Origin of the sequence: Roseomonas chloroacetimidivorans, from assembly GCF_049629625.1 — a bacterium.
In the GTDB taxonomy this organism is placed as follows: Bacteria; Pseudomonadota; Alphaproteobacteria; order Acetobacterales; family Acetobacteraceae; genus Roseomonas; species Roseomonas chloroacetimidivorans.
In genome coordinates this window covers 1-23,032 of record NZ_JBNBZS010000079.1, presented here as the reverse complement: position 1 = coordinate 23,032, position 23,032 = coordinate 1, and the positions used below count along the sequence as shown (strand labels likewise).

Annotated in this window: 20 protein-coding genes and 3 pseudogenes; 12 read left to right on the top strand and 11 right to left on the bottom strand. The window is 64.2% G+C overall.

The window, feature by feature from the left end; genetic code table 11:
- From ACO1BU_RS29940 to ACO1BU_RS29925, 4 genes and pseudogenes are all read left to right on the top strand, one after another.
- The coding region (locus tag ACO1BU_RS29940) for a hypothetical protein (RefSeq protein WP_424139621.1) at positions 1–221 on the top strand (221 nt) is incomplete at its 5' end.
- 256 nt (positions 222–477) lie between these two features.
- Entirely contained in the window at positions 478–1,770 is a 1,293-nt protein-coding gene (locus ACO1BU_RS29935; RefSeq protein ID WP_424139620.1) for a hemolysin family protein, read from the top strand.
- Between the two features lie 135 nt (positions 1,771–1,905).
- A pseudogene (locus ACO1BU_RS29930) lies at positions 1,906–2,409 on the top strand (ATP-dependent DNA helicase); the annotation flags it as partial.
- Positions 2,410–2,586: 177 nt separating this feature from the next.
- Positions 2,587–3,819: an MFS transporter gene (locus ACO1BU_RS29925; protein WP_424139619.1), complete on the top strand. Its 1,233-nt coding sequence runs from the start codon at positions 2,587–2,589 to the stop codon at positions 3,817–3,819.
- 423 nt (positions 3,820–4,242) lie between these two features.
- Here the strand turns inward: ACO1BU_RS29925 and ACO1BU_RS29920 are convergent, their stop codons facing one another.
- Entirely contained in the window at positions 4,243–5,463 is a 1,221-nt protein-coding gene (locus tag ACO1BU_RS29920; protein WP_424139618.1) for an IS256 family transposase, read from the bottom strand.
- A gap of 210 nt (positions 5,464–5,673) precedes the next feature.
- Between ACO1BU_RS29920 and ACO1BU_RS29915 the strand changes: the two are divergent.
- Positions 5,674–6,225 (top strand): annotated as a pseudogene (locus ACO1BU_RS29915) (DDE-type integrase/transposase/recombinase); the annotation flags it as partial.
- A 168-nt stretch (positions 6,226–6,393) separates the two neighbouring features.
- On the opposite strand, the gene ACO1BU_RS29910 reads toward ACO1BU_RS29915, so the two are convergent.
- Positions 6,394–7,419 carry an amino acid ABC transporter substrate-binding protein gene (locus ACO1BU_RS29910; RefSeq protein WP_424139617.1) on the bottom strand — a complete coding sequence of 342 codons (1,026 nt, stop codon included), beginning with the start codon at positions 7,417–7,419 and terminating at the stop codon, positions 6,394–6,396.
- Between the two features lie 246 nt (positions 7,420–7,665).
- Between ACO1BU_RS29910 and ACO1BU_RS29905 the strand changes: the two genes are divergently transcribed.
- Entirely contained in the window at positions 7,666–8,367 is a 702-nt protein-coding gene (locus ACO1BU_RS29905) for a DUF72 domain-containing protein (RefSeq protein WP_424139616.1), read from the top strand.
- A complete protein-coding gene (locus tag ACO1BU_RS29900) occupies positions 8,330–8,953 on the top strand; it encodes a hydrolase (RefSeq protein ID WP_424139615.1) in 624 nt (207 codons plus the stop codon). Before ACO1BU_RS29905 ends, ACO1BU_RS29900 begins: the two co-directional genes overlap by 38 nt.
- A 500-nt stretch (positions 8,954–9,453) precedes the next feature.
- Here ACO1BU_RS29900 and ACO1BU_RS29895 read toward each other — a convergent pair whose 3' ends face one another.
- From ACO1BU_RS29895 to ACO1BU_RS29885, 3 genes are read right to left on the bottom strand one after another with little or no spacing between them, the layout of a single operon-like run.
- Entirely contained in the window at positions 9,454–9,864 is a 411-nt protein-coding gene (locus tag ACO1BU_RS29895; RefSeq protein WP_424139614.1) for a nuclear transport factor 2 family protein, read from the bottom strand.
- Between the two features lie 17 nt (positions 9,865–9,881).
- Positions 9,882–10,478, bottom strand: coding sequence for an NADPH-dependent F420 reductase (locus ACO1BU_RS29890; protein ID WP_424139613.1), 597 nt, complete (start codon positions 10,476–10,478; stop codon positions 9,882–9,884).
- A 43-nt stretch (positions 10,479–10,521) separates the two neighbouring features.
- A complete protein-coding gene (locus ACO1BU_RS29885; protein WP_424139612.1) occupies positions 10,522–11,433 on the bottom strand; it encodes a pirin family protein in 912 nt (303 codons plus the stop codon).
- A gap of 116 nt (positions 11,434–11,549) precedes the next feature.
- On the opposite strand from ACO1BU_RS29885, the gene ACO1BU_RS29880 reads away from it, so the two are divergent.
- From ACO1BU_RS29880 to ACO1BU_RS29865, 4 genes are all read left to right on the top strand, one after another.
- The gene (locus ACO1BU_RS29880) at positions 11,550–12,446 is read left to right on the top strand and encodes a LysR family transcriptional regulator (RefSeq protein WP_424139611.1); all 897 of its coding nucleotides are present in this window, start codon (positions 11,550–11,552) and stop codon (positions 12,444–12,446) included.
- A gap of 184 nt (positions 12,447–12,630) precedes the next feature.
- On the top strand, positions 12,631–13,230 hold the full coding sequence (gene wrbA / locus ACO1BU_RS29875; RefSeq protein ID WP_424139610.1) for an NAD(P)H:quinone oxidoreductase: 600 nt from the start codon (positions 12,631–12,633) through the stop codon (positions 13,228–13,230).
- A 790-nt stretch (positions 13,231–14,020) separates the two neighbouring features.
- On the top strand, positions 14,021–14,260 hold the full coding sequence (locus ACO1BU_RS29870; protein ID WP_424139609.1) for a hypothetical protein: 240 nt from the start codon (positions 14,021–14,023) through the stop codon (positions 14,258–14,260).
- Between the two features lie 314 nt (positions 14,261–14,574).
- Positions 14,575–14,820, top strand: a complete 246-nt coding sequence (locus ACO1BU_RS29865) for a hypothetical protein (protein ID WP_424139608.1) — start codon at positions 14,575–14,577, stop codon at positions 14,818–14,820.
- A gap of 307 nt (positions 14,821–15,127) precedes the next feature.
- Here ACO1BU_RS29865 and ACO1BU_RS29860 read toward each other — a convergent pair whose 3' ends face one another.
- The 5 genes from ACO1BU_RS29860 to ACO1BU_RS29840 form a co-directional block, all read right to left on the bottom strand.
- Positions 15,128–15,547: a DUF6525 family protein gene (locus ACO1BU_RS29860; RefSeq protein WP_424139607.1), complete on the bottom strand. Its 420-nt coding sequence runs from the start codon at positions 15,545–15,547 to the stop codon at positions 15,128–15,130.
- Between the two features lie 622 nt (positions 15,548–16,169).
- Positions 16,170–16,604, bottom strand: coding sequence for an anthrone oxygenase family protein (locus ACO1BU_RS29855; protein ID WP_424139606.1), 435 nt, complete (start codon positions 16,602–16,604; stop codon positions 16,170–16,172).
- 769 nt (positions 16,605–17,373) lie between these two features.
- A protein-coding gene (locus tag ACO1BU_RS29850) for an IS3 family transposase (protein ID WP_424139605.1) occupies positions 17,374–18,926 on the bottom strand; the annotation gives its coding sequence in 2 pieces (ribosomal slippage) (positions 17,374–18,467 and positions 18,467–18,926; 1,554 coding nt in all).
- Between the two features lie 111 nt (positions 18,927–19,037).
- Positions 19,038–20,087 (bottom strand): GNAT family N-acetyltransferase, encoded by a 1,050-nt coding sequence (locus ACO1BU_RS29845; RefSeq protein WP_424139604.1) that lies wholly within the window; start codon positions 20,085–20,087, stop codon positions 19,038–19,040.
- Positions 20,088–21,444: 1,357 nt separating this feature from the next.
- On the bottom strand, positions 21,445–21,795 hold the full coding sequence (locus ACO1BU_RS29840) for a septal ring lytic transglycosylase RlpA family protein (protein WP_424139603.1): 351 nt from the start codon (positions 21,793–21,795) through the stop codon (positions 21,445–21,447).
- A gap of 513 nt (positions 21,796–22,308) precedes the next feature.
- Here ACO1BU_RS29840 and ACO1BU_RS29835 point away from each other — a divergent pair.
- A complete protein-coding gene (locus tag ACO1BU_RS29835; RefSeq protein ID WP_424139602.1) occupies positions 22,309–22,881 on the top strand; it encodes a hypothetical protein in 573 nt (190 codons plus the stop codon).
- Between the two features lie 8 nt (positions 22,882–22,889).
- Here the strand turns inward: ACO1BU_RS29835 and ACO1BU_RS29830 are convergent.
- A pseudogene (locus ACO1BU_RS29830) lies at positions 22,890–23,032 on the bottom strand (IS256 family transposase); the annotation flags it as partial.

The window sequence follows — 23,032 nt, the reverse complement described above, 5'->3', positions numbered from 1 at the left end:
AGGAAGAGATCGCCGGGGTTCTCGAATTCGAAGGGCACACCGCCGAAGACGCGGTGTTCAAGGAATGGATGGAGGATCACCGGTCCCGGAACGGTGGAAAGCTCCGGGTGAGCAAGGGCGCCACAGGCGTTCGGGTCATGTTCAGCAAGGAGGCCGATATGGCCTTCTGGAAGGAGCGCTCTGACATGGAAGCCAAGGGCCGAAAGCCTCAGGCGGCTTGAGACACGCAGCCCTGAGCATTGCGAACATGTGCGGCAGGGTATCTCCAAGGACGCCCACGCAGGAGCTGTTCGCGGCAGCAGCAAGCAGGGCGGCATGAGCAGCGCGGCCAAGAACGCGCGCGAGAGGGAGGGACTGCTGAGGCGCACCGCTGCGTAGTCCGGCACGGAACCGGGCCGCGACATCTGGAAAGGGGAAGCCACTGCCCCATGCCGGCGTGGCTTGCGATGACACATCCCGGCGTGATCTAGGTCCGTGATGATCGAGATCGTCGTCGTCGTTGCCCTTGTTATGCTCAACGGCGTGTTCTCCTGTTCGGAACTGGCCGTGGTGTCATCGAGGCCCAGGCGCCTCCAGGCGATGGCCGAAGCCGGTAGCAAGGGTGCCCGTGCCGCCCTTACTCTCCGCAAGGATCCAGGCCGTTTTCTCTCGACGGTTCAGATCGGCATCACCTTGGTTGGCATCTTGGCCGGTGCCTTCTCTGGCGAGGCGCTTGGCGGGCGCCTGTCCAGTTGGCTTCAAACCTTCGGCGTGCCGCCGGGTGTCGCGAACCCCCTCGGCTTCAGCCTTGTTATTGCTGTGGTGACCTACCTCTCCATCGTTATCGGCGAGCTCGTCCCCAAGCGCTTCGCGCTTCGGAATCCGGAGGAATTCGCCAGCTTCATCGCGCCGCTGATGTCCTTTCTAACGCGCGCGGCCCTGCCGGCAGCCTGGCTCCTCGACGCGTCAACGGGGCTGGTCTTTCGCCTCTTGGGGGTAGGACCGGATCAGGAGAGCAAGGTGACCGACGAGGAAATCCGCTCCCTTGTTGCCGATGCGGAGAGCTCGGGCACTATCGCGAGCGCGGAACGGCACCTCATCTCCGGCGTAATGCGGCTCGGGGATCGGCCTGTACGCGGCATCATGACACCGCGCACAGAGGTCGAGTGGCTGGACATCACGGCGGGGGAGCCCCGTATTCGGGAGCTACTTTCCACGACCCACCACTCGCGCTTGCCGGTCGGTGAAGGGTCGACCGAGGCGCTGATCGGGGTCATCCAGACCCGCGAATTGCTGGCGCGGGCCCTAGCAGGGCAACCGCTCGACGTTCGTGGGCTCATTCGCCCTGTTCCGGCGATTCCGGAAACCGCCGATGCGCTTGATGCCATGGCATTGCTGCAGGCCGCGGAGGTGCCCGTCGTTCTCGTCCACGACGAGTATGGCCACTTCGAAGGCCTTGTTACCCCGGCAGATCTCCTCGAGACGATCGCGGGCGTGTTCCGGACAGACCTGGACCATTCGGACGACGCTGGCGCCGTGCAGCGCCCGGACGGCTCCTGGCTGCTCGCGGGCTGGTTGCCGGCTGACGAAATGGCCGAGCACCTCGGTGTCAGTCTGGGTGCCGATCGTGCCTATCAGACGGTGGCTGGGCACGTGTTGGCTACTCTCGGACGCCTTCCCAAGACTGGGGAGCGGGTCGATATTGGCACGTGGCGCTTCGAGATCGTCGACCTTGACCACAACCGGATCGACAAGGTCCTCGCGACCAAGATCCCGAACAGCAACGGCTGATGGCTGGCCAGCATCAAGCCGAGCGGCCTCAGAGGGGCCCATGCGCGGTCGAATTTTGTTGATCGTGCTGCAAATAGGACCGCTCACCGGCACCTCGGCTTAGGTGGGGGGCCCGACCCCGAGGAGCGCGTCCACAAGCTCATAACCGTGGTTCGCGAGCGCATCCCCGCCCGCTTCAGGCTGGACCCGGTGAGGGACGTCCAGGTGTTATGCCCCATGAACCGGGGCGGCCTGGGCGCGGGCACTCTCAGCATTGAGCTGCAGGCGGCCCTGAACCCGCCGAGCGAGCTGCGGGTCGAGCGCTTCGGATGGACCTTCTGTCCCGGCGACAAGGTTATGTGGGCGGCAAACGATTACGATCGGGACGTCTACAACGGCGACCTCGGCATCATCTCCGCCATCGACCTGGAGGATGGCGAGCTCACGCTTCGCTTCGCGGGACGCGAGCTGGTCTATGGCTTCGGGGAGCCGGACGAGCTGGTGCTGGGCTACGCGACCACAATCCACAAGGCACAGGGGTCTGAGTACCCGGCTGTGGCGATCCCGCTCACCACCCAGCGCTACGCCATGCTGGCCAAGAACCTGCTCTACACCGGCGTGACCCGGGGCAAGCGGCTTGTCGTGCTCGTGGGGCAGCAGGGGCTCGCTGACTTCACGGACGAGCGGCACGAGTGCCAGCAGATCGAGAACGGTCTGCCGCCGGGCTGACGCCCGCAACGGCGCGGCGCCACCTATGCGCTCCGGCGTTTCACCGGCACAATCCTGACAAGGCCCGGTGGATGCAGAACCGGACGGGCGCAAGGGTGGATGCGGACATTGATACTGCCTTTGTGGCTCAGCGCCCTCGTCGCGACCCTGGTCGTCCAGACCGTCAGCTCCTTCGCCTCCCTTGCCGTTCCGTTGCTGGGCCCGCCCATAATGACCCGCGCGGGCTTGCTGCCGGAGAGCATCGGCCTCGTCTCCGCCATGACCTCGGCGGGCATTTGCTGGTGCCTGGCCTGTGGCGGACCAATGCTCGGCCACCACGGCCCAGTTCGCACGCTGCAGATCGGCTTGGCCTGTATAGCGCTCGGGCTCTTTGCGCTCTCACAACCCCTGGGTCTGCTCGGACTGCTTGGCGCCCTGGCACTGGGCTTTGGCACCGGCCACAACACGCCCGCAGGCAGCCAGATTCTGATCCACGCTGCGCCGCCTAGGCACCGCACGCTGATCTTTTCAATCAAGCAGGCTGGTGTTCCCCTGGGAGGTGCCCTGGCGGGCCTTGTGATGGCGCCGCTGGCACTGACGCTGGGCCTGTCCGCCGCGCTCGGAGCCGTGATCGGAGTGACATTGCTTACGATTCTGGCCGTTCAGCCTTTTCGCCGGCGGCTGGATCAGGACAGGGGCGCGGGCCAGCCTGGATGGGCGCGCGCGCTGCTCTCTCCCACCGCGCTGTCGCGCTCCGTCGGCATCCTGCGCGCACATCCCTCCTTACCGTTGCTGACGGCCCTTGGCGCCTCATTCTCCGTGATGCAGTCCTGCCTGATGGCCTTTACCGCCACCTACGTCATCACCCGCCACGGTGCCTCCCTGGCCGAGGCCGGGCGGATCGTCGCGGTCATGCTGGGTGCCAGCATCGTCGGGCGCATTGTCATGGGATGGGTAGCGGACCGCATAGGAGGTGCCCTGCGGCACTTGGCCCTCCAGGCAGTGGCGTCCGCGCTGGCAGTAGCGCTCCTGGTTGCCGCCGGAGGCCTGGGTTCCTGGGCTCTCTATGGTTGCGGGGCACTGGTGGGCTTTACCGCGATCGGCTGGAACGGCGTGCACATCGCCGAACTGGCGCGGGTCGCACCGCTGCACTTGGTCAGTGACGTGACCTCTGCCGCCAGCCTCTTTGGCTTCGTTGGATCGATCTGCGGGCCGCTCGTCTTCACCGTGCTGGTGAGATGGAGCGGCAGCTACGATCTAGCCCTCCTCCTTGTAGCAGCTCAACTAACATGCTTCGGGGTTGCCAGCATGGTCTTCCTTCGGCGCGGAGCCCAGAAGCAGACGGAACTCGAACGTTCCTAGAAGCTGGCGTGAAGCTTGCCAAAGGGCTTTGCGAAGACGCACGCCTCATGTTCACCACCGACGGACGACCGTTGCTCGATGGTGAACACCCCTGATCGGTCCGAGTGCCGGGTATCTTGGTAGCCGACCTAGCGGCCTCTGAGCCAGTTCCTGAGACGGCGAACCAGATTAGGTGGATCAGCTTGGGAGAGGTAGGGCGAGAGTAGCGCTCCCTCTTGGCAGGACCGGGGTGCCATGACATTCGCTCTCCCCAGTGCGCAACAAAGCTCTGCTTTACGCCGTATAAGGCCAAGCAGCTTGTCGGGCCCGCGAGAATATCGGGAGCCAGTTCCACCCGATATCTCGGCAATGGGTCTTACCCTGAGCCTCTATCAGCTTCGGGACTGTCAGGAATTTCGTGTGCGGGAGGGCGGTTGCACACGTTCAGGCCAAGGCTCTGGTGAAGCGCTCGCCGAAGAGGACGGCGAACTGGGCTTTGGCCATGGCCCACTCACGAGGCGGCATGATCCAGTCTTTCTCGCTGCGGTTCAACACCAGAAACAGCAGCTTCATGGCGGCCTCGTCGGTCGGGAAGTGGCCGCGGGCCCGCACCGCCCGGCGTAGCTTGGAGTTCAGGGCTTCTATGGCATTGGTGGTGTAGACGATCCGGCGCACCTCGATGGGAAAGGCGTAGAACGGGATCACCTCGCCCCAGACCCGCCGCCAGCTCTGGCCGATGGCTGGGTACTTCTGGCCCCAGGGTTCGGCCTCAAAGGCCGTCAGGGCCTCCTCGGCAGCGACGGCATCCACGGCCCGGTAGATGTCCTTCAGCGCCGTGGCCACCGGCCTGCGGTCCTTGAAGGACACGAAGTCCAGGCTGGTGCGCAGCAGGTGAACAATGCAGGTCTGCACGCTCGCCTCGGGGAACACCGCCAGGATGGCGTCGGGAAAGCCCTTCAGCCCATCGACGACGGCCAGCAAGATGTCCTCGACGCCGCGGTTCCGGAGCTCGTTCATCACCCGGAGCCAGAACTTGGCGCCCTCGTTCTGCTCGAGCCAGAGCCCCAGGATCTCCTTGCCGCCATCAGCCCTGACGCCGAGCGCGATGTGCACGGCCTTGTTGCGGACCAACCCTTCGTCGCGGATCTTGACCCTGAGCGCGTCGAAGAACACCAGCGGGTAGACCGGCTCCAGCGGCCGGGCCTGCCAGGCAGCAACATCCTCCAGCACCGCGTCCGTCACCGCGCTGATCAGGTCCGGCGAGACCTCGATGCCATAGAGCTCGCGCAGGTGCCCCGTGATCTCACGGGTGCTCATGCCCCGCGCGTACATCGAGACCACCTTGTCATCAAAGCCGGGGAAGCGGCGCTGATACTTGGCGATCAGCTGCGGGTCGAAACTCGCCTGCCGGTCCCTTGGCCCCTCAAGCGCGATCCGCCCGGTGTCGGTCACCACCGACTTCCGGCCATACCCGTTGCGGCTGTTGCCCTCCCCGCCCTCTCCGGCTAGGTGGTGGTCCATCTCCGCATTCAGAGCCCGCTCGGCAAAGGCCTTCTTGAGCTCATCGAGCAGGCCACCCTGGTCAAAGGCTGTCCTGGCATCGGATCCCGCCAGCAGCTGGTCCAGGACCGCATCCGGAATCCGAGGCTCTTTGCGCCGGGCCATGGGGGAACTCCTTTCGTCCCATCATGCCCTCCCGCACACGAAATTTCCGATAGTCCCTCAGCTTCTTCCGCTTCGAGATCCCCGTCACCAGGGAGCAGAGCTTAAACGCGATGGTTATTCCCCGACGTCCCACGACGCCGCGTGCACCTCAGAGGCCGTTACTCCACTCCGATCCCCGTTCCCTAACGAAGGCGGCCCAGCGTCCACCGCAAGACCACCGCACCGAACCAGCTGTGGCAGACCGACTACACCTACCTCAAGCCCACCGGCTGGGGGTTTTATTTCTCCACTGCGCTCGATGACTTCTTTCAGCACATCATCGCCTGGAAGCTCTGCACGACCAAGGCAGCTGGCGACGTCACCGAGATGCTGGACGAGGCACACACGGCCTCGGGCTGCGACCACGCCCGCGTCTTGCACCAACCGCGGCTGCTCCCCGGCAACGTGCCAAGTTGCACCTCCACCGACCTGGCCAGATGGCTCGGCGAGAAGCATACCCTGCATATCCGTGGAGCGCCCTGCCCTCCTCTGACCCAGGGCAAGATCGAGCGCCGACGCCAGATGCTGAAGAGCCGCATTCTGCTGGAGAACTATTATCTGCTTGGCAAGCTCGTGGCGCAGATCGAAACCTTGGTCGAGCACTACATCCACCACCGCGACCACGAGAGCCTGAAGAAGCTTAGCCCGGCCGATGTCTATCTCGGCCGAGGGCAAATCATCCTACCCGAACGTGAACGCATCATGCGCAAGACCATCCAGTAATGCCGCTTGCTGCATCAGCGCCAAGCCGCCCAACCTCCAACCCAGATGCACCGGAGCCTCCATCAGCTCGGCACCATCCCTGTCCCAAACCACTCGGCGCCGGATAGATCAGCACCATCTGGAGTGGGTGGACCATTCGATAGCCACCCACTCCTGCAAGAGCGAAACTTAGCGCAGCGGCCAAGCGTACATGAGGCCTCCGCGTGTCCAGAGGTCATTGGCGCCCCGAGGGAGACCTATGGGCGTGTTGGGCCCGATTGTCCGATCGTACAGCTCGCCGTAGTTACCGACCGCCCTAATCGCATCGTAAAGCCAGTTCGGCTGTAGCTTGATCGCCTGCCCGAGATCAGGGACCGTGCCGAGCAGACGGCGGACAGCCGGATTGGAACTGCTGGCGCGCATTTCCTCCGCGTTTTTACTAGTAACGCCCAGCTCTTCCGCTTCGATCAGCCCGTAGAGCACCCAGCGGATCACGTCGAACCACTCCTGGTCGTCCCGCCGCACAACGGGGCCGTAGGGCTCCTTTGAGAATCTTGCCTCCAGGATCACGTAATCGTTGGGTCGGGAAAACTGACTGCGCAGTGCGGCAAGCTGCGTCGCATCTGTTCCGATGGCGTCGCAGCGCCCTGCCTGAAGCGCTTGGGCGTTGTCCTGCATGCGTTCCTGCAGCACCGGCGTGAACCGAAGATTGGCCGCCCGGAAGGCGTCCTGCGTAACCAGTTCGTTGGTAGTGCCGGGAGAGAGGCAGATTGTCATCCCGTCCATTCCCCGGATATCGGTTACGTTGGAATCGCGGCGCACCATGAAGCCGTGGCCGTCATAGAGGTTTGCTGCGACCATGCGCAGACCAAGATTAGTGTCCCGCACCATCGTCAAGGTGGTCTGGCGAATCAGGACGTCGATCTCACCGGACTGCAAGGCGGTGAACCGCTGAACGGCAGTGAGCGGCACAAACCGAACCTTGTTTGCGTCACCAAGTACGGCCGCAGACACAGCACGGCAGAGATCTGCGTCCATTCCGCGCCAAACGCCTTGGCTGTCCGGGAGCGAGAACCCCGCTACGCCGACGTTCACGCCGCAGGCGAGCACACCACGCTGCCGAACGCCATCTAACGTTTGCCCTGCCCTTGCCGTGGCGCAGCCGAGCAGCAAGGCCGCTCCGGCCAGCATGGTTGCAGTAAGGTGCCTCAACATTCCCGTTTCCTCCCTTTTTTCGAGCACAAAGCGACCCGACCGTAGCAGGGCCCGCCTCATGCCTGTTTGAGATTGTCAAATGGTACAGGCGCCGGCCACCCCCGTTGACGAGGTCTGGTCCGGCTGATGTGAGCCGAGGGTGTCCTGCGGCCGAACCCGAGGCGCTCGCACTACCGGGCTCCATGTGTGGCGGGGAGGAGAATGGACAAGGAATTCCGGGCCGGCACGGCTGGATGAAGCATCCCGATGCAGCATGCAGCCGCATTTCTCTGCCGGGGAAGCCACCTGGAGCGCCATGCATGCCGGTTTTCGGCCGTAGGGATTAACTCCTCCTTTTGCCGCTCCCATCGGCCGGCCACCTACGTCCGCCAAGCGGAGAGCGCACTGCCCAGCTTCCACTTTGCTGTGGCAGTTCCACGCGAAACCACTCACAACCGGCGCTTGGTTAGCGCCGCCAGGCCACTCATACACTTGCGCGATGAGGAAGCGGCACCGGGCGACAGGCCGGGGCCGCTGCTCGTACAGCTGCCGTCCAGCCTGGGCCGGGACGAGATCTTGGTCGGTAGTATTGCTGGAAGCAGCACTCTCAGCAACCTGAGAAATTCTACGAGATCGAAGCCCGGGCCGGACAGTGGCATAGGGTCGAACCTGGAGTTCGACAGCTTCGACAAGCTGCGCAGCCCCTGCCTGTTCCGTCTCGCAGACCGCACCTCCGCCGCTTGCCGAAACCGTCGAACGATAGCTTCGACGCAATCGGGCTTCAGCTCTGCCAGACCCTGGCCGATCCTCCGCGCCGGCAACGCAGGGATCTGCAGCGTCGTACGCACGCTCCGACGCGGTACCCCGCAAGGCCAAACCAGGAGAATCGCCCATGCCTATATCAAAGCCCGTGCCCGTCGGCCTCGAGGCCATGCTGACGCCGGACAACTGCGCGCTCATTCTCATTGACCACCAGCCTTTTCAGGTCAGTGGTCTCGGCAGTGTCGATCCGGTGCTGATGATTAACAACGTTGTCGCCCTGGCCAAGACGGCCAAGGCCTTCGGTGTACCGACCCTGCTGACCACCGTGGTTGAGGATCGCGGCGGCTTTCTTATCAAACCGCTTCAGGACGTGTTTCCAGAGCAGAAGCCGATCGATCGCACGACCATCAACACCTGGGAGGATGAGCGCTGCGTCGAATGGGCCCGGAGCACCGGCCGCAAGAAGCTGGTCATGGCCGCGCTCTGGACTGAAATCTGCCTCGCCTTCCCGGTCCTCCACGCACTGGGCGACGGCTACGAGGTATACTTTGTCACCGACGCATCCGGCGGCACCACTGCCGAGGCGCACAACATGGGCGTGCAGCGAATGATCCAGGCCGGCGCCGTGCCTATCACCACCGGCGTTTTCGGCGCCGAGCTGCAGCGGGACTGGGCACGCGCCGAAACCGTGCCGGCGCTGCAGCAGATTATGCTGGCTCATGGTGGTGCGACCGCCACGAATCTTGCCTGGGAGCTGCAACTCCTGTCGGGCAAGTCGGGCGCCGGTGTATGATGCGCTACAGGGAGGGACCGGAACGGTTCCTCCCTGCTTCCGGGCGGCTTCAGAGCGAGTGCGTGTCTTTCGCCGGCGGCACCTATAGCGGCACCTGACTGGTGACATATTCGGTCAGGAACGAGGCCGCGGGATCCGACGATTTTCGGTACGATGTATCCTGAAGAGGCAGAGGGCTTTTGATGCAGGACAGGCCGAACTTGACCGGCCGGCTGATCCGGAGGCCAACTCGGATCAGGGGCGTTGGCATGTTCCTGTTGTACACACCGGGATCTTCACCCTGCGTACGGATGCGTCGACCGGACAGCACGACCTGCAAGTGGTCGCGCCTTGGTTCCGGTACGCGAGCACTTGCAGGCGGGATAGCGCAGCCACGGGTTCATACATGGCGCGGAACGATGCCATCCGCCCTCGCCCGGCCGTCCTGAAGGAGAGGGTGCCGACGCGACCGCAAGCTGCGGAAGGTAATATGCTCCTGGCTCCCTCCGGCCCGCTCCGTGTCATAATGCAATCGTCTCGCCCATGGCGCGGGCGGCGCGAACGGGGTCAAAATACTCGCGCAAGAGGGCGATCTTTCCGTTCTGTGTCTTTAGGAACAGCACGTACTCCTGCTGATACCGACGTCCGGTTGGAATGATCATCGCCTCAGCCCGCACCTCGGCAACGGCGATCTCGGGGTCTGCCATGGGCTGCATCCGCAGGTCGTAGAAGCGGAGCCCTTTCACGGCGCCACGGAACCAGCTGAGATGCTGCTCTGCCGCATCCTTGCCATTCAGCACTGCCGGGTGGCCGATGCTGGGCCCATTGGGCAGTTCCCAGATCAGATTTTCGGCTACCAGCGTGCTCCATCGCGCTGGATCATGCACCAGGGTTTCCAGATGCTGTTTCAGCAGGTCGGTCGCGGTTGGCATATCCCGTCCTCCCGCGCTCAGCCGTGATGGATCAGATTGTGAACCATCAGCGGCCCGCCAAACTGCATCAGCATGCCGCCCGCCCCGAGCCGACCAAGCGGCAGCGGCGCGAAACCGATCTGGCTCACCAGCGCCATCACCTCCGCATTCGCCGCCTCGTCATCACCCGAGAGAAAGATCACGCGGTGCCCGCCGTCCTGGCGCGGATCCTGCGCCAGCAGCGCAGCTGGCAGTGTGTTGAAGGCCTTCACGACCCGCGCACCCGGCAGCCTCTCCGCCACCATCGCCGTGGATGCGCGCCCGCCAAGGTCGCGAGGCTTGAAGGCCGGGAAGTCGATCGCGTTCGTCGCATCCACGACGATCCGTCCGGCCCAGTCGGTCACGTCCTGCACGGCCTCGCTGATCGCGTCATGCGGAACGGCAAGGATGACGATCCCGGCCTGCAGTGCCTCATCCAGCGCCACCGGGCGTATGGAGGCGCCCAGCTCTCGGGCTAGGTCAGCGAGCGATTCCGGCCCGCGTGAATTGGCCAGCAGGACCTCGATCCCGCTGCGCGCGAAGTTGGTGGCCAGGGCGCGACCAATGGCGCCGGACCCGATGACAGCGATGCTCATGATGGTGGTTCTTTCAGCTATGTCTGCGTGATTGGAAGAGAGGTCAGGCCGCGGGGCGCATGGTAGGCAAAGGGATGTACTCGGGATCTCCGGGCACGATGGGAAAGCGCCCTTCCTGCCAGTCGCGTGCGGCCTGTTCGATCCGCTCGCGGCGGCTGGAGACGAAGTTCCAGAAGATGTGCCGCCGCTCCGGCAGGGGCTCCCCGCCAAGCAGCATCAACCGCGCGGCGCCCGTGGCGCGCAGCACGATCTCCGCGCCCGGCTTGAACACCACGAGGCGGTCCGGCCCGAAGCGGCCTTCCTGCCCTTCGATCGAGATGGCGCCTTCCACCACATAGGCGGCGCGTTCCACATGCTCGGCGCTCAGTTGAAAGCGAGCGCCGTCGCGCAGCAGAAGCTCGGCGTTGAACAGGTCGGAGAGGCCGCGTGTCGGTGCACGGCGCCCATGCAGGCTGCCTGCGATCACACGCAGCCGAGCCCCCTCCCCGACAATCTCCGGGACCTCGGCGGCTTCCACATGCTGGAAGCCAGGATCGGTCTCCTCTTGGACGAGCGGAAGGGCGAGCCAGCTCTGAAAGCCTAACACCGTTCCGCCCATGGCCCGCGCCTCTGGCGCCGTTCGCTCGGAATGCACGATGCCGCGCCCTGCGGTCATCAGGTTCACCTCGCCCGGGCCGATGCTCTGGACATAGCCCTCGCTGTCCCGGTGTATGATCTCGCCCTCGATCAGGTAGGTGAGGGTAGCCAAGCCGATATGCGGGTGCGGCCGTGTATCCATGCCTTGACCGGCACGGAAGGCGACCGGCCCGAAGCGGTCGAGGAAGATGAAGGGCCCCACAGTGTGCCGTTGCGCCGAGGGAAGTGCCCGGCGCACCTGGAAGCCGTCGCCGATGTCGCGGACCGAGGGCAGGATCAACTGCTCGATGCCGGAAAGATGAGAGGCGAGGATGGTCACGCCTTGGTCTCCTGGGGCAGCGCCGATCAGTCGGCGTTTCTTGCGGCTGATCTGACGCCGGATGACCCCTCGGGGAAATATGGATACTCTAGGCTGAACTGTTCGAGAAAATCGTTATGTCCAACCCCGGCATACCGACGCTGGACCAACTTCATGTCTTCCTGACCGTCGTGGAAGCCGGCAGCTTCGCGGCCGCCGCGCGGCGCCTGAACCGCGCCACCTCTGTCATCAGCTACGCCGTGGGCAATCTTGAGGCCCAGCTCGGCCTTCCGCTCTTTGACCGTGAGTCGACCCGCAAACCGCAGCTTACCGAGGCCGGTAGGATGGTGCTCGCAGAAGCCCGCACGGTGGCCCATGGCATCGACGCCCTGCGGGCCAAGGTGCGTGGCCTCCTGACCGGCCTTGAAGCCGAGGTGCATCTCGCTCTCGACGTGTTGCTACCCACTTCGCGTATCGTGGACGCCCTTCAGGCCTTCCAGGCCGAGTTCCCCACCGTCGCCTTACGCCTGCATGTGGAGGCCCTGGGTGCTGTCACTCAGCTCGTGCTTAGCCGCGCCGCCACGATCGGTGTCAGCGGCCCGCTAGACCGCGTTGCCGAAGGGATTGAGCGCATCGCCGTCGGAGAGGTGGAGATGATCCCTGTGGCCGCCCCCAGCCATCCTTTATCCGCGGAAGACGTCCCGCCCGGCACAGCGCGGAACCACGTCCAACTCGTCCTGACCGACCGTTCCCCGCTTACGGAAGGCCAGGATTTCTCGGTCGTCGGCGTCCGCACCTGGCGTCTGGCTGATCTCGGGGCCAAGCACGCCCTCCTGCTGGCCGGGATTGGCTGGGGTAACATGCCTGCCCCTGCGGTACAGGACGATCTGGCGGCCGGGCGCCTCGTCCATCTTCGCGTGCCGGACTGCCCCGGTGGTAGTTACCGCTTCTCTGCCATTTACCGGACCGACACACCGCCTGGTCCGGCTGCGTCCTGGCTGATTCAGCGCTTCCTGCAGCAGTCCGAAAAGTAAACACCGAAGGCTCGTGGCGCAGGGAATCCGGATAAGTCAGGGCCGCAAACGATCACCCCGATCGCTTGCCGATTTTTTCGATCCTTTGCATCCATTTTATTCGGCTATTTCGCCTTCCTCGGATGCCCGATGACTTGTCCAGACAAGGGGTGCCGAAATCCGGCACCGGCAACAGGAGGCCCCGATGGCCAAGGTTCTCGTCCTTTATCACTCCGCTTACGGGCACATCGAGCAGATGGCTGAGGCCGTCGCGGCCGGCGCTCGCGAGACCGGCGCTGAGGTTACTCTCCGCCGCGTGCCGGAAACGGTGCCGGATGAAATCGCGCAGAAGGCGCATTTTAAGCTGGACCAAACCGCACAAATCGCCACGGTGGCCGAGCTGGAGCAGTACGACGCCATCATCATCGGCGCCGGCACGCGTTACGGCCGCATGCCATCACAGATGTCGGCCTTCCTGGACCAGACGGGTGGCCTTTGGGCCCGCGGCGCGCTGAACGGCAAGGTCGGGGCTGCCTTCACCTCCACCGCCACCCAGCATGGCGGGCAGGAGACGACGCTCTTTTCCCTCATTACCAATCTGCTGCATTTCGGCATGGTCATCGTCGGCCTGCCCTATAGCTTCGCGGGCCAGATGAAACTGGATGAGGTGACCGGCGGCAGCCCTTATGGCGCCAGCACCATCGCCGGCGGCGACGGCTCGCGCCAGCCCAGCGCAAATGAGCTGGACGGCGCCCGCTTCCAGGGCCGGCAGGTGGCCGAGGTGGCGAAGAAGCTTTTCGGTTAGCGCTTCGGCGGCAGCATGGCCTGTTTCCCAGGCTGACGCCTCACCCTGTCCCAAGCGGTGCGGCCCGGATGTGGCGGGTATAGCCTATGTCCGAGGTCCTCACCGGGGACGGGCAGGCCGCCACTCTGGTCCGGCCACCGTGGCCACGCCTGCCGCTGCACACAGCCCCGCGAATGTTCGCGCCCAGTTCCTGTGGCTGCTCCAGTCTCTTCAGGACAATTTTTCTCTGCAAAGGTCATGACCGGTTTATCGGCCATGTGTTGCAGGCGTTCTTGCGTCAGGCTTGATACTTCGGCTTCGGAACGAGTGGCTTATTCTCTCTCCGGAGAACCATTGTCTCCGAAGCTTGGGACCTGGTTGATTTAGTCCACAAGGTTTAGATCCTTGTAAATCTGCGCCTTTTCTTCCGGACGCGGGCAGGAATTTGGTGCCGCCACTTCCAAGCCATCACACCCCCACCAACATTGCGCGTTTTAGGCCCAAGCCTCAACGACAAGGGTTGGAGGCGTGGGCAGGGCGATGCCGCTCAGCCGGCTACGCCGTTGACCCACAACCAGCACGAGGTATCACCATGGCAAGTCTCCCTCCCCTTCCGCCTGCAGGTCGCGCCCCCCAGGGCGGCAAGAATGCCACCGGCAAGGCCAACCCCAAGGACGCCCAGGCTGGCGCGGTTCGCAGCGGCGGCAAGCAGGGCGGCGTGAGCAGCGCCACACAAAGCAACCGCAAAGCCGGGGACCGCTGAGCGAAGCGGCATCAGCGCTCCCCCTCTCCATCGGTAAGGTTCTGAAGAATGGTCAAGCGACGCAAACAGGAAGAGATCGCCGGGGTTCTCGAATTCGAAGGGCACACCGCCGAAGACGCGGTGTTCAAGGAATGGATGGAGGATCACCGTTCCCGGAACGGTGGGAAGCTCCGGGTGAGCAAGGGCGCCACAGGTGTTCGGGTCATGTTCAGCAGAGAGGCGGACATGGCCTTCTGGAAGGCCCGCTCTGACATGGAAGCCAAGGGCCGAAAGCCTCACCTGACCTGAGGCAGAGGCTTTCGGCTACTTATGGCCGATGGGCGAGGCAGGGAATGCGCCACGATGCCGCAATGTCCCATCTGCCCGCCTCAAGGCTTTCCAGAGGGCGGCAAGGCGAACCCCGAGGACGCCGGGGCTGGCGCTGTTCGCCGCGGCGGCAGGCAGGTGGCGCGAGCAGTGCGGCCCAGAGCAAACGCAAGACGGGGGACCGGCAGGCCTCATCCTTGCGGCATAGGAGCCGCTCACTTAGCTGGGACCAGAACTCAGATGACCCTGCAGCCGCCCTTCCCTATGCTTCCCGGAAGCAAATGAAGGAGGCATCATTGGCCCAGCACGTCCAAGACTATCCCACCACCGAGACCGACTACCTGCCGCATGTCATCGCCCGCTGTGTGGAGAAGGCGAATCGCCATGGTACGCCTTACCGGTTTCGCCTGAATGGCGCCGAGGTCATTGTTCGGCCGGGAAAAACGGCGGAAGAGGTGAACCAGGAGGTGCAGCGGCAATGGCAGGCCGCTCGAGCACAGCTGGCGGCGGGGCCCGGTTCGGAAACCTCGGCGGCGCAGTAGCCACAGGGGGCTTCCCAGGCGGCAGGGCCGCCCTCCTCACCTCAGCGCCAAATTGGCGATGTAGGGATCCAGCGCGCAGGAGGCGGTCGCCGCCTCCCGCAGCTTCAGGCTGGCATACTCCCCCTCTGCCCGCCTCGAGGCTTTCCAGAGGGCGGCAAGCAACTAGTCCCGCCCCATAAATCCGTTCACGGCAGCCGGGGCAGTTCCAGCTCCAACCTGCCTTCGCTGTCAGAAATAGCGGGGCGCCATCACGCATCGATGCACCACGATGAGGGCGCATGAGGACTGGATCACCGCCGCCTCGCGCTTAACGCCGGGAGCGGCGGCCTGCTGGGCGCTTAGCCCGTGCCTTGGACGGCGTTTCCGTCGGGGCCATGAGAATGGGCTTGGCTGCGGGGATGCCGTCCGCCCCAACATAACGCTGGAGCGTCGCGTCGGCAGCCAGGTGCGGATAGGCCTGGGCGCCTTTCGGCCATGTCCTCGCGAAGGCGGCCACTTCGGCGTAATCATATTTGCGGATGGTCTGGACCAGGACAGACGCCGCCTGCGCCGGCCGAAGCCGCTGCCGGCGCAGCAGGTGGAGATGCCATTCGCGGGCGCGCAGGGGACACCAGTCCACCAAGGCTTCCTGCAGCGCTCGGCGCACCTCAACCGGCAGTTCCTCATACGCCTGGTAGGGGTCACCCTTGAGCTTGCTGTAGGGCTTGGTCGCCGTGCTGTTGTCCATGCCCGCCTTCTACCGAAGGGAAAACCTCAGGAAAACCGTAGCGCCAACCGCCTGGTGCTTGGCACCTATGCCGCCGCGTTGGAGGCGGTCGTGGTTCCGCCCGCGCGGCTGGCCGCCCCACCGTGACCACCTCGAAGCTGGCCTGGGCCGTGTGGCCCCATATGCCCTCGTTGCTGTCGGTGGTGCTGCCAAACAGGACCGCCCGGACCGGCGTCTCGGCCCCTGTCAGCAGGGCCATGAGGCGGAAGAGGTCCGGCGGTAGTCGAAGTAAGACGATGTCCTGCTGTCGGGACGTGGTGCAGGCTTTGCGCCATGCTGCGGCCGCGCTGGTGACCTTTTGGGCGTCAACGAGGAAGTTAGTGCTTCCGACACAGGCGAGATGCGCCAAGCTGAAGGCTCGGAATTCTACTTCGTCGAGGTGACCGTCCCCGAGTGGAGGGCCGGAAGCTCATGACCCTTGTCCGGTAACGCACCCAGGCCAGGTTCGGGCTGAACCCTGTGCGGGGTGCGCAGGCGTTATACGCAATAAACTGCCCCCTGGCGCCCGGCCCTCGACATCGAGCTGCAGACTGCCCTGAACCCGCCGGGCGAGTTCACGGTTCACCTCGAAGAAGCGCAAGACTCAAGTGACGAGGAGACCCCAGACGAACAGCAGCGATGCTACGAAGCCCAGGGCGCTCCTCACATTATGCAGGCCGCCCCATCGCAGCAAAAGGCTGCGACTTTCAGGACCTGCCTCCTGCGGCCGCATCGCGAGTAGGCGCCTATTTGTCGGCATGATGATGAACAGCGTGAACGGCCAATTCGCGAGCAGGAGGACGCTTCCGGCGATCCACTGCCAATCGCGCAGTTCATACCATGCGAAAAGCCCTGCCGCTCCTCCGAGCACGGCCAATCCTGCTTGGATAGGCAGGGCGCGCTTATAGCTTGGCTGCCATTGCGCGAGCAGAGGGGCGTCCTCCAATCCTAATCTGGCAGGGTGTTCAACGAGACTGATGTATAGCGCCGCTCCGGCAAAGAGTGTTGCGAGAACAAGCGCAACGACAGCAACTGGCACCTGATCGTCTCCTCTGGTTCGCTCGTGAGGGCGCAACCACTAGCCATCTGCGCCCCCGGAATTGCTCAGGTTGACGCCGAGGCTGAGAAAACCCGTCCACGGAACGGGCGCAGGAGCTACCAACCTGCAGCTCTATTTCCGGCGAGACATAAATAGCTGAATTCCATGAACATTGGAACCGCCCAAGCGTCCACCTTGCCGAACCGGCACCTGCTACGGCCGAACTTGGTCGTGGTGGTCTCAGCGCCATGATACAGCAGGAACCTGCTCTAAACCGGGGTAACCCGGGGCAAGCGCCTCATCGTGCTCGTGGGGCAGCGCCGCGCGCTCGCCATCACGGCCAAGAACAGAAACACGTGGAGGCGGTGGTCGAAGCTCGGGGAACGGATGATCCGTGGCGGTGCTGGGCTAACGAGATCCTCTCCGCGCATTCGGAGCGGCAAACGGACTGAGTTGGGCCGGAAGCGGAATTGCAACTCCGGAGCGCCGGAGCCGCAGAAGCTGCCATTGCGCCACGATGGTCCTGGCTAGCCGATTCCAGGCAGTGGGGTCCCCCGATGCCAGGTATCGTTGAGGAGGCGTTTGTGCTCCTACCCTCGCAGGCGAACGATTAGTCTCTCGGACCCGGCGTTGGCAGAGCGGGCATGGTGATCCGGTCGCTGCCTCTGTGCACCAGCGCCCATCTCCAGTGTTGAGCCCCGGAACGAGCGAATCACTCCCGCAACATCGCTGGGATCGGTGTTTGTCAAAGAAGTTGTCCGGTGCCGGATCAGTCCGCGTCTCTGATTTGGCTATGGTTGGTGTCTCGTTCGGGGTTGAGGCAGACGTCGCCGACCGGCGACCAGTTTCGGATCTGCCGTGACCACCGGGCGGGGTTGGCGGCGCGGGCTTCGGTATAGAGCTGGGTACGCCGACTGAGGAGTTCGCGGTCCTGTCCGGTGTGTCGAGCGCTGGGTGTGACGAACCGGATCGCGCTATGGCGGTGCTCGTTGTTGTACCAGGCCACGAAACCGGCGGCCCAGCGTTGCGCGTCGTGCTTGCTGGCGAACCCCGAGGTCGGCCAGTCCGGCCTGTACTTGCAGGTGCGGAACAGGGCTTCGGAGAATGGATTGTCGTCGCTGACCCGCGGCCGGCTGTAGGAGGCGATGACGCCGAGCCGCTCAAGGGTGACCTTCATGGTGGCACCCTTCATCGGGCTGCCGTTGTCGGCGTGCAGGACGAGGGGGCGGGTGAGGCAGCCCTCGGCCCAGACCGCCTGGCGCACGAGCTCGGCGGCCAGCTCGGCGCTCTCGCGCTCGTGGACCTCCCAGCCAACGATCTTGCGACTGAAAATGTCGAGCATCAGGTAGAGATAGAAGAACACGCCCCGGATCGGGCCAGGCATCCAGGTGATGTCCCAGCTCCAGACCTCGCAAGGGCCGCGGGCGCGGTGGCTGATCGGCGGTCGGCGACGCGCCGACGGCTTGGCCCGGCCACGATGGTGCTGCTGACCTTCGGCCCGCAGGATGCGGTAGAAGCTGGCTTCCGAGGCGAGATAGCGGCCCTGGTCCGCGAGGCGGGGCACGATCTGGCTGGGTGGCAGGCTCTCGAACGCCTGGCTGTTGCAGGCGTCCAGCACGGCCTGGCGTTCCTCCTCCAGCAGCTTGTTGCTCGGTGCAGGTCGAGGCGCCGTCGGGCGGCGATCCTCGGGCGTGCCGTCCCTGGCGCGCCAGCGCCGACAGGTGCGCTCGTCGATCCCGAGTTCTGCACAGGCCTGGGCGCGGCGAGCGCCTGCCGCCTTGGCCTGGTCGATCAGCGCGATGGCGTTCTGGCGATCTGGGGTGCTGATCATGCGTCCTCGCCGTCCCCCCAGATCGCCGCGGCGTTTTTTCGTAACACCAGCAGCGCCGCCGCCTCGGCCAGCGCCTTCTCCTTGCGCGCCAGGTCCCGCTCAAGAGCCTTGATGCGCTTCTTCTCCTCCTTGGTCGCCTGGCCCAGCCGCTGGCTGCTGGCACGCTCCCAGTCGTTCGCCTGCTCGCAGGCGGTCCGCCAGCCCCGGATCTGCTCGGCATACAGGCCTCGCTGGCGGCAATAGGCGGCGAGATCGGCCTCGTTCAGGGCGGCCGTCTCGATGACCGCCGCGAACTTGTCGCGCGACGTCCAACCATCCGGGCCGGCGTCAGCATCGGGCAGGAGCCGCCCCTTGCTGCGGGCATCGCGGCGCCAGCTGTGCAGCGTCGCCTCGGATATCCCCTCCTCCTTGGCCAGCTGCCGCAAGGGGACCGCGTTCGGCGGCTCCAGCTTCCTCAGAACCGCCGCACGGCGCTCCGTCGAGTAGGCCAACTCATCCCTCCGTCCCGCCCCTCTGAAAATGAGAGATCATCTCGCGGCACCGGACAACTTCCCTGACACAGGGGGGGATCACACGCGCATCAACGGTCACGGCAACCGCCATTACGAGTAGGAGAACACATACTCTGCAGTCGGGTGACTCACGGCGCGGCATTGATCCCGAAAGAACCGGAGACCAGCGTCATCCGTGATGCCAGAACTATCGTAATAGGCTCCCAGAAAGAATCGACCCGAGGGTGCGCGTTCATAGGCGTTCCGCAGCATCCGCAGCAGGAGGAACCAAGTGACACCGAGGTTGTCCTCTCCAGAACCCGACTCCAGATAGTAGGTGTTATGGCCAAACCAAACGCCACCGAAATTCGCGATTGGCTTGCCATCACGTTTCACCACAGCAGTGAAGGCATAACGGTGCAGCAGGGTGGCCCGGAGCATAAAGCGGCAAAGAAATCTGAACGAGCGAGCGTGCATGCCCTTACGTTCAAAAACCGCTTTTCGCAGTGGCAGCAGGCTTGGCAGATCATGCAGCGTAGAAGCGCCTGTGCGCTCAGCGATGGATAGAGAGGGGATCTCCTTCTCTGCACGTTTGGCATTTCTCTTTGCGTTGGAACTGACGCTGGAGATGTAGGAGTCCCAGCTTTTCCATTGGGAAAAATCCACGAAATGAACCGTGATGGAGCGCCGCTCCAGTAGGGCAACGCCGTTCAGAGAGGCCAGTTCATGGCCCCGCGGGGGCTCCAGGCTCCAGTTTCCGCCATACTGGTAGATCCCCGGGCCGAGATGAGCGAGAACAGCCATCATGGCCTGCTGCCACAGGTGGCGATATTCCGGCAGGAGGTGCAGATCATCCGCGAACACGCGTAGGCGCCGGCCAATTCCAACCGCAGCTTGGGCAAATTTCAGCGGTACCCCGTCGCACTCAATGTAGCAGCCGAGGTTGTACATCCGGAAACGCACATGATGCTCTAACTGCAGCGCCCGCGAACCCCAGTAAGATGCGCGGAAGGAAGCATCACATCGTGCAGCGAATTGATCCCATTCAGTGGCCGATATGGCTTCTGTGACGACTCTGATCGGAGGACTGGACGTTAACTCTGCCGACACTAGCGGCGCGCGGTGAATGGCTACATCCTCTGCTGCCTCAATCTGCGCCACTTTCCGTCTTCCTCGTGTTCGCAACGATGCAGAGTTGATTCATAAAGAAATCAAAACAAATGTCTACCAGGCACATCAAGCCAAGCGCCGAGCTTCACCGCGCTGTGTGGTCCGCCGCGGCACTCGCGGCCGCGCCATGCTATCCTTTCGAGTTAGACTGTCAGATTCCATGCCGCTTCAGGCCAGCCTCGAAGACGAGCCAGCACTGGACCGGACAACGGAACCTTGAACCGTGGTGACGCCGGAAGGCGTTGCGCTCTAATGACATGCTCGAGGGCGCAAAACATAGCCAGAGCTGGGCTACCCACCATGGCTTTCCTGCACCAACATCGCTGCACGTCTCATTGGAGGTACCTCTCATGCGCCATGCACCGCTGATGGCTGCGGCAGCCCGGCTCATCCCCAGACACTGAGTGCCGGAACGGCCAGCGAGGGCATTCTGGAAAGCAGCAGTTCTACTCTGGGCGCGTGCAGAGCCACCGCCGCACATCGGTTGCCGGCCCGGCAGACGGACCACCTTGTCGAAACCTTCATGAAGCAGCTGGACTGGTGCCCGAGTCCGCCAGGGCATGACCGCACCGCGGGTGGCGCAGCCGGTACCCGATCGGCTTCTTCCGCCCGTCCCGTCGGAGAGACGGGACCCGACCACCTTGCGTCCAGCTATGGGCCGCAAGGATGCGCCAAGCGAGGTCGGCCTTCAGAGCCGCCTATTCCAGGTGGATTGATAATAGACCCCAAACTACGCCCCTCATCGACTATCGAGGGCTAATGACCATCGACCCAGTGCTCACTGGATCAAACAATCCGGGCGGATACGCACCCCGGTAACTCATGACTTTCAACAACCCACACAAACCGAGTTGATGACCGGCTCGCCTGTGATCCCGTTGGCGCCACAGGTGCGCCTCGCTCCTCCCGGTGGTGGGTATTAGGCGCCCAGACGCCGGCGAGGAGCATCGGAGGCTGGTTCTCCGACAGAGCGAAGCAAGCTGAGAGCGACTCTCCGTCCGGTCGGCGCTCTCCCCGCAAGGGCGCTCAGGGAAACAAGATAGTGCTGCCCCTCTGACAACCGGCGCCGCCAATCTGGGAGGAGGTATCCGGACATCGGTCACGCTCGGATCGGTCTTCCTGTCCTTCAGGGTGAAGACGGGCGACGGCATCCACCAACGCGTCGTTACCAGCTTCCGTCCCGATCCGCGGCCGTCCGGACAATCAGCGCCCGGTCATACGCGTCTATGCTGGGCTGCCGTTCCATGTCGCCCACGCCATCCTGCACGACCCTCGCAATATGGCGATCGCGGCCGGTTCCGTGTGGATTGGGTAGAGAATACACATGACGGAAGGGAAGGCTGCCAGGTCAGCGCAGCGGCTCGGTCACGTGGGCTCGCCGTCCCGGTAGAGCCGTCCCTGCCCCCAGGCGCACACTGCCGTCTCGCTGAGGCACGGCGAGCGGGGCGACCTCGACCTGCGCGACTCCACCCACATTCATGCCCAGGAACCGTGCCACCTTAGGGCTGACACTCATGATGCGGGTACCCGATCGGGGTAGCCGGTCACGCACGCGCACCATCGCAACTCGGCCATTGCGGAGGTTCCGCACACGGGCTGTTGTGCCCAGCGGAAGGACGTCGCTGGCCGCGCTGTCGGAATTCAGCTCGACCCGGCCGCCATCGGCCATCCTGCGGCCAGCCAAGTTGGGCGCGAACACGGCGGCCTGCCCACGCCTTACCTGGCCTGAAAGATCGGAAGAAGCGGCCGGTTGCGCGAAAGCAGGCACCGTCAGGACAAGAAGGACAGCAACAGCCAAAACCAGGGAACTTGCCATAGGACATCTCAGTCGTGGTGCCGAACATAACGCCGTGCAACTCATCTGGGTTGAACCGGAAGGATGTCGGGCACCACCGCCACGGCCAGCCGGACATTGTTCTCGTCCACGCATAATCGCCCCGGGCTTTGAGCGGATAGTAACGGCCGCACGCTCATCCTCGAACTGCATCGCCTGGGAGCCCTGCGTCTCATTCATTACCTAATGGTGAGAAGCCCCCCGAGGCCGGCGCTCCACCTTCGGCGCGACGCCGCAACCAACCGGACCGCGGCGCCGAAGCTCCCCCCGCTGTGGAATCCGGATTGCAACATTCTTTAGCGCGGAACCAAACCACCTCCTTACGGTTCTCTCGAAGTGGCGTGTCCGATTTCGGTGAGCGCCAGGAGGAGGCAGGGTATGAGCGACGAGCCGGGAGAGCGGCCTTCCCTAAGCAGCCCGACGGCCGACCTGCGTGAGGACGCACAGGCCGCCGCGGCGAAGCTTAAGAATCACGCAAGCGAAGCCGCCACTAACGTAAGGGAGACGGCAGCCAGCGCAGCAGAGGAGGCGAGGACACAAGGCGAAGAGATCCTGGGCGTTGCGCGCGAGCGGGCGGAAGGTTTCGCGGAGGACGGAAAGGAAGCCGCCGCCGAGCAGGCCTCCGGGTTTGCCACCGCGATCAGGCATGCCGCTGAGGATCTCGAGGCCTCCTCGCCTGAAATAGCGCGCCATGTCCGCACGGCGGCGGACTCCATAGAGGGCATTTCAGCTGCCCTGCGGGACCGGAGCGCAGGCCAACTGGTCCAGGATGTGACGGATTTCGCCCGCCGCCAGCCCGCGGCGTTCTTCGGCGTTGCGGCCTTGGCCGGCTTCGCGCTGGCCCGCTTCGCCAAGAGTTCAGCGGATGGGCTACCGGCCGGGGCAGGCCGGGGTCCCGGTCCGTCATCTGCCACGCCTCATTCAGCCCGAGCTATGCGGGAATTTGGGTGACGCGGTGATCAGGCGGCGTTCTGCGCTGGCGTGTTGGTGACCTCGACGCCGTTCTTGAATGTGACGCCCTGGATGAGCTTGGGCAACTGGTTCTCGCCCTTCAGCCTGCGCCAGGTCTTGGCCGCGGCCATGACGAGCTTGAACACCATGA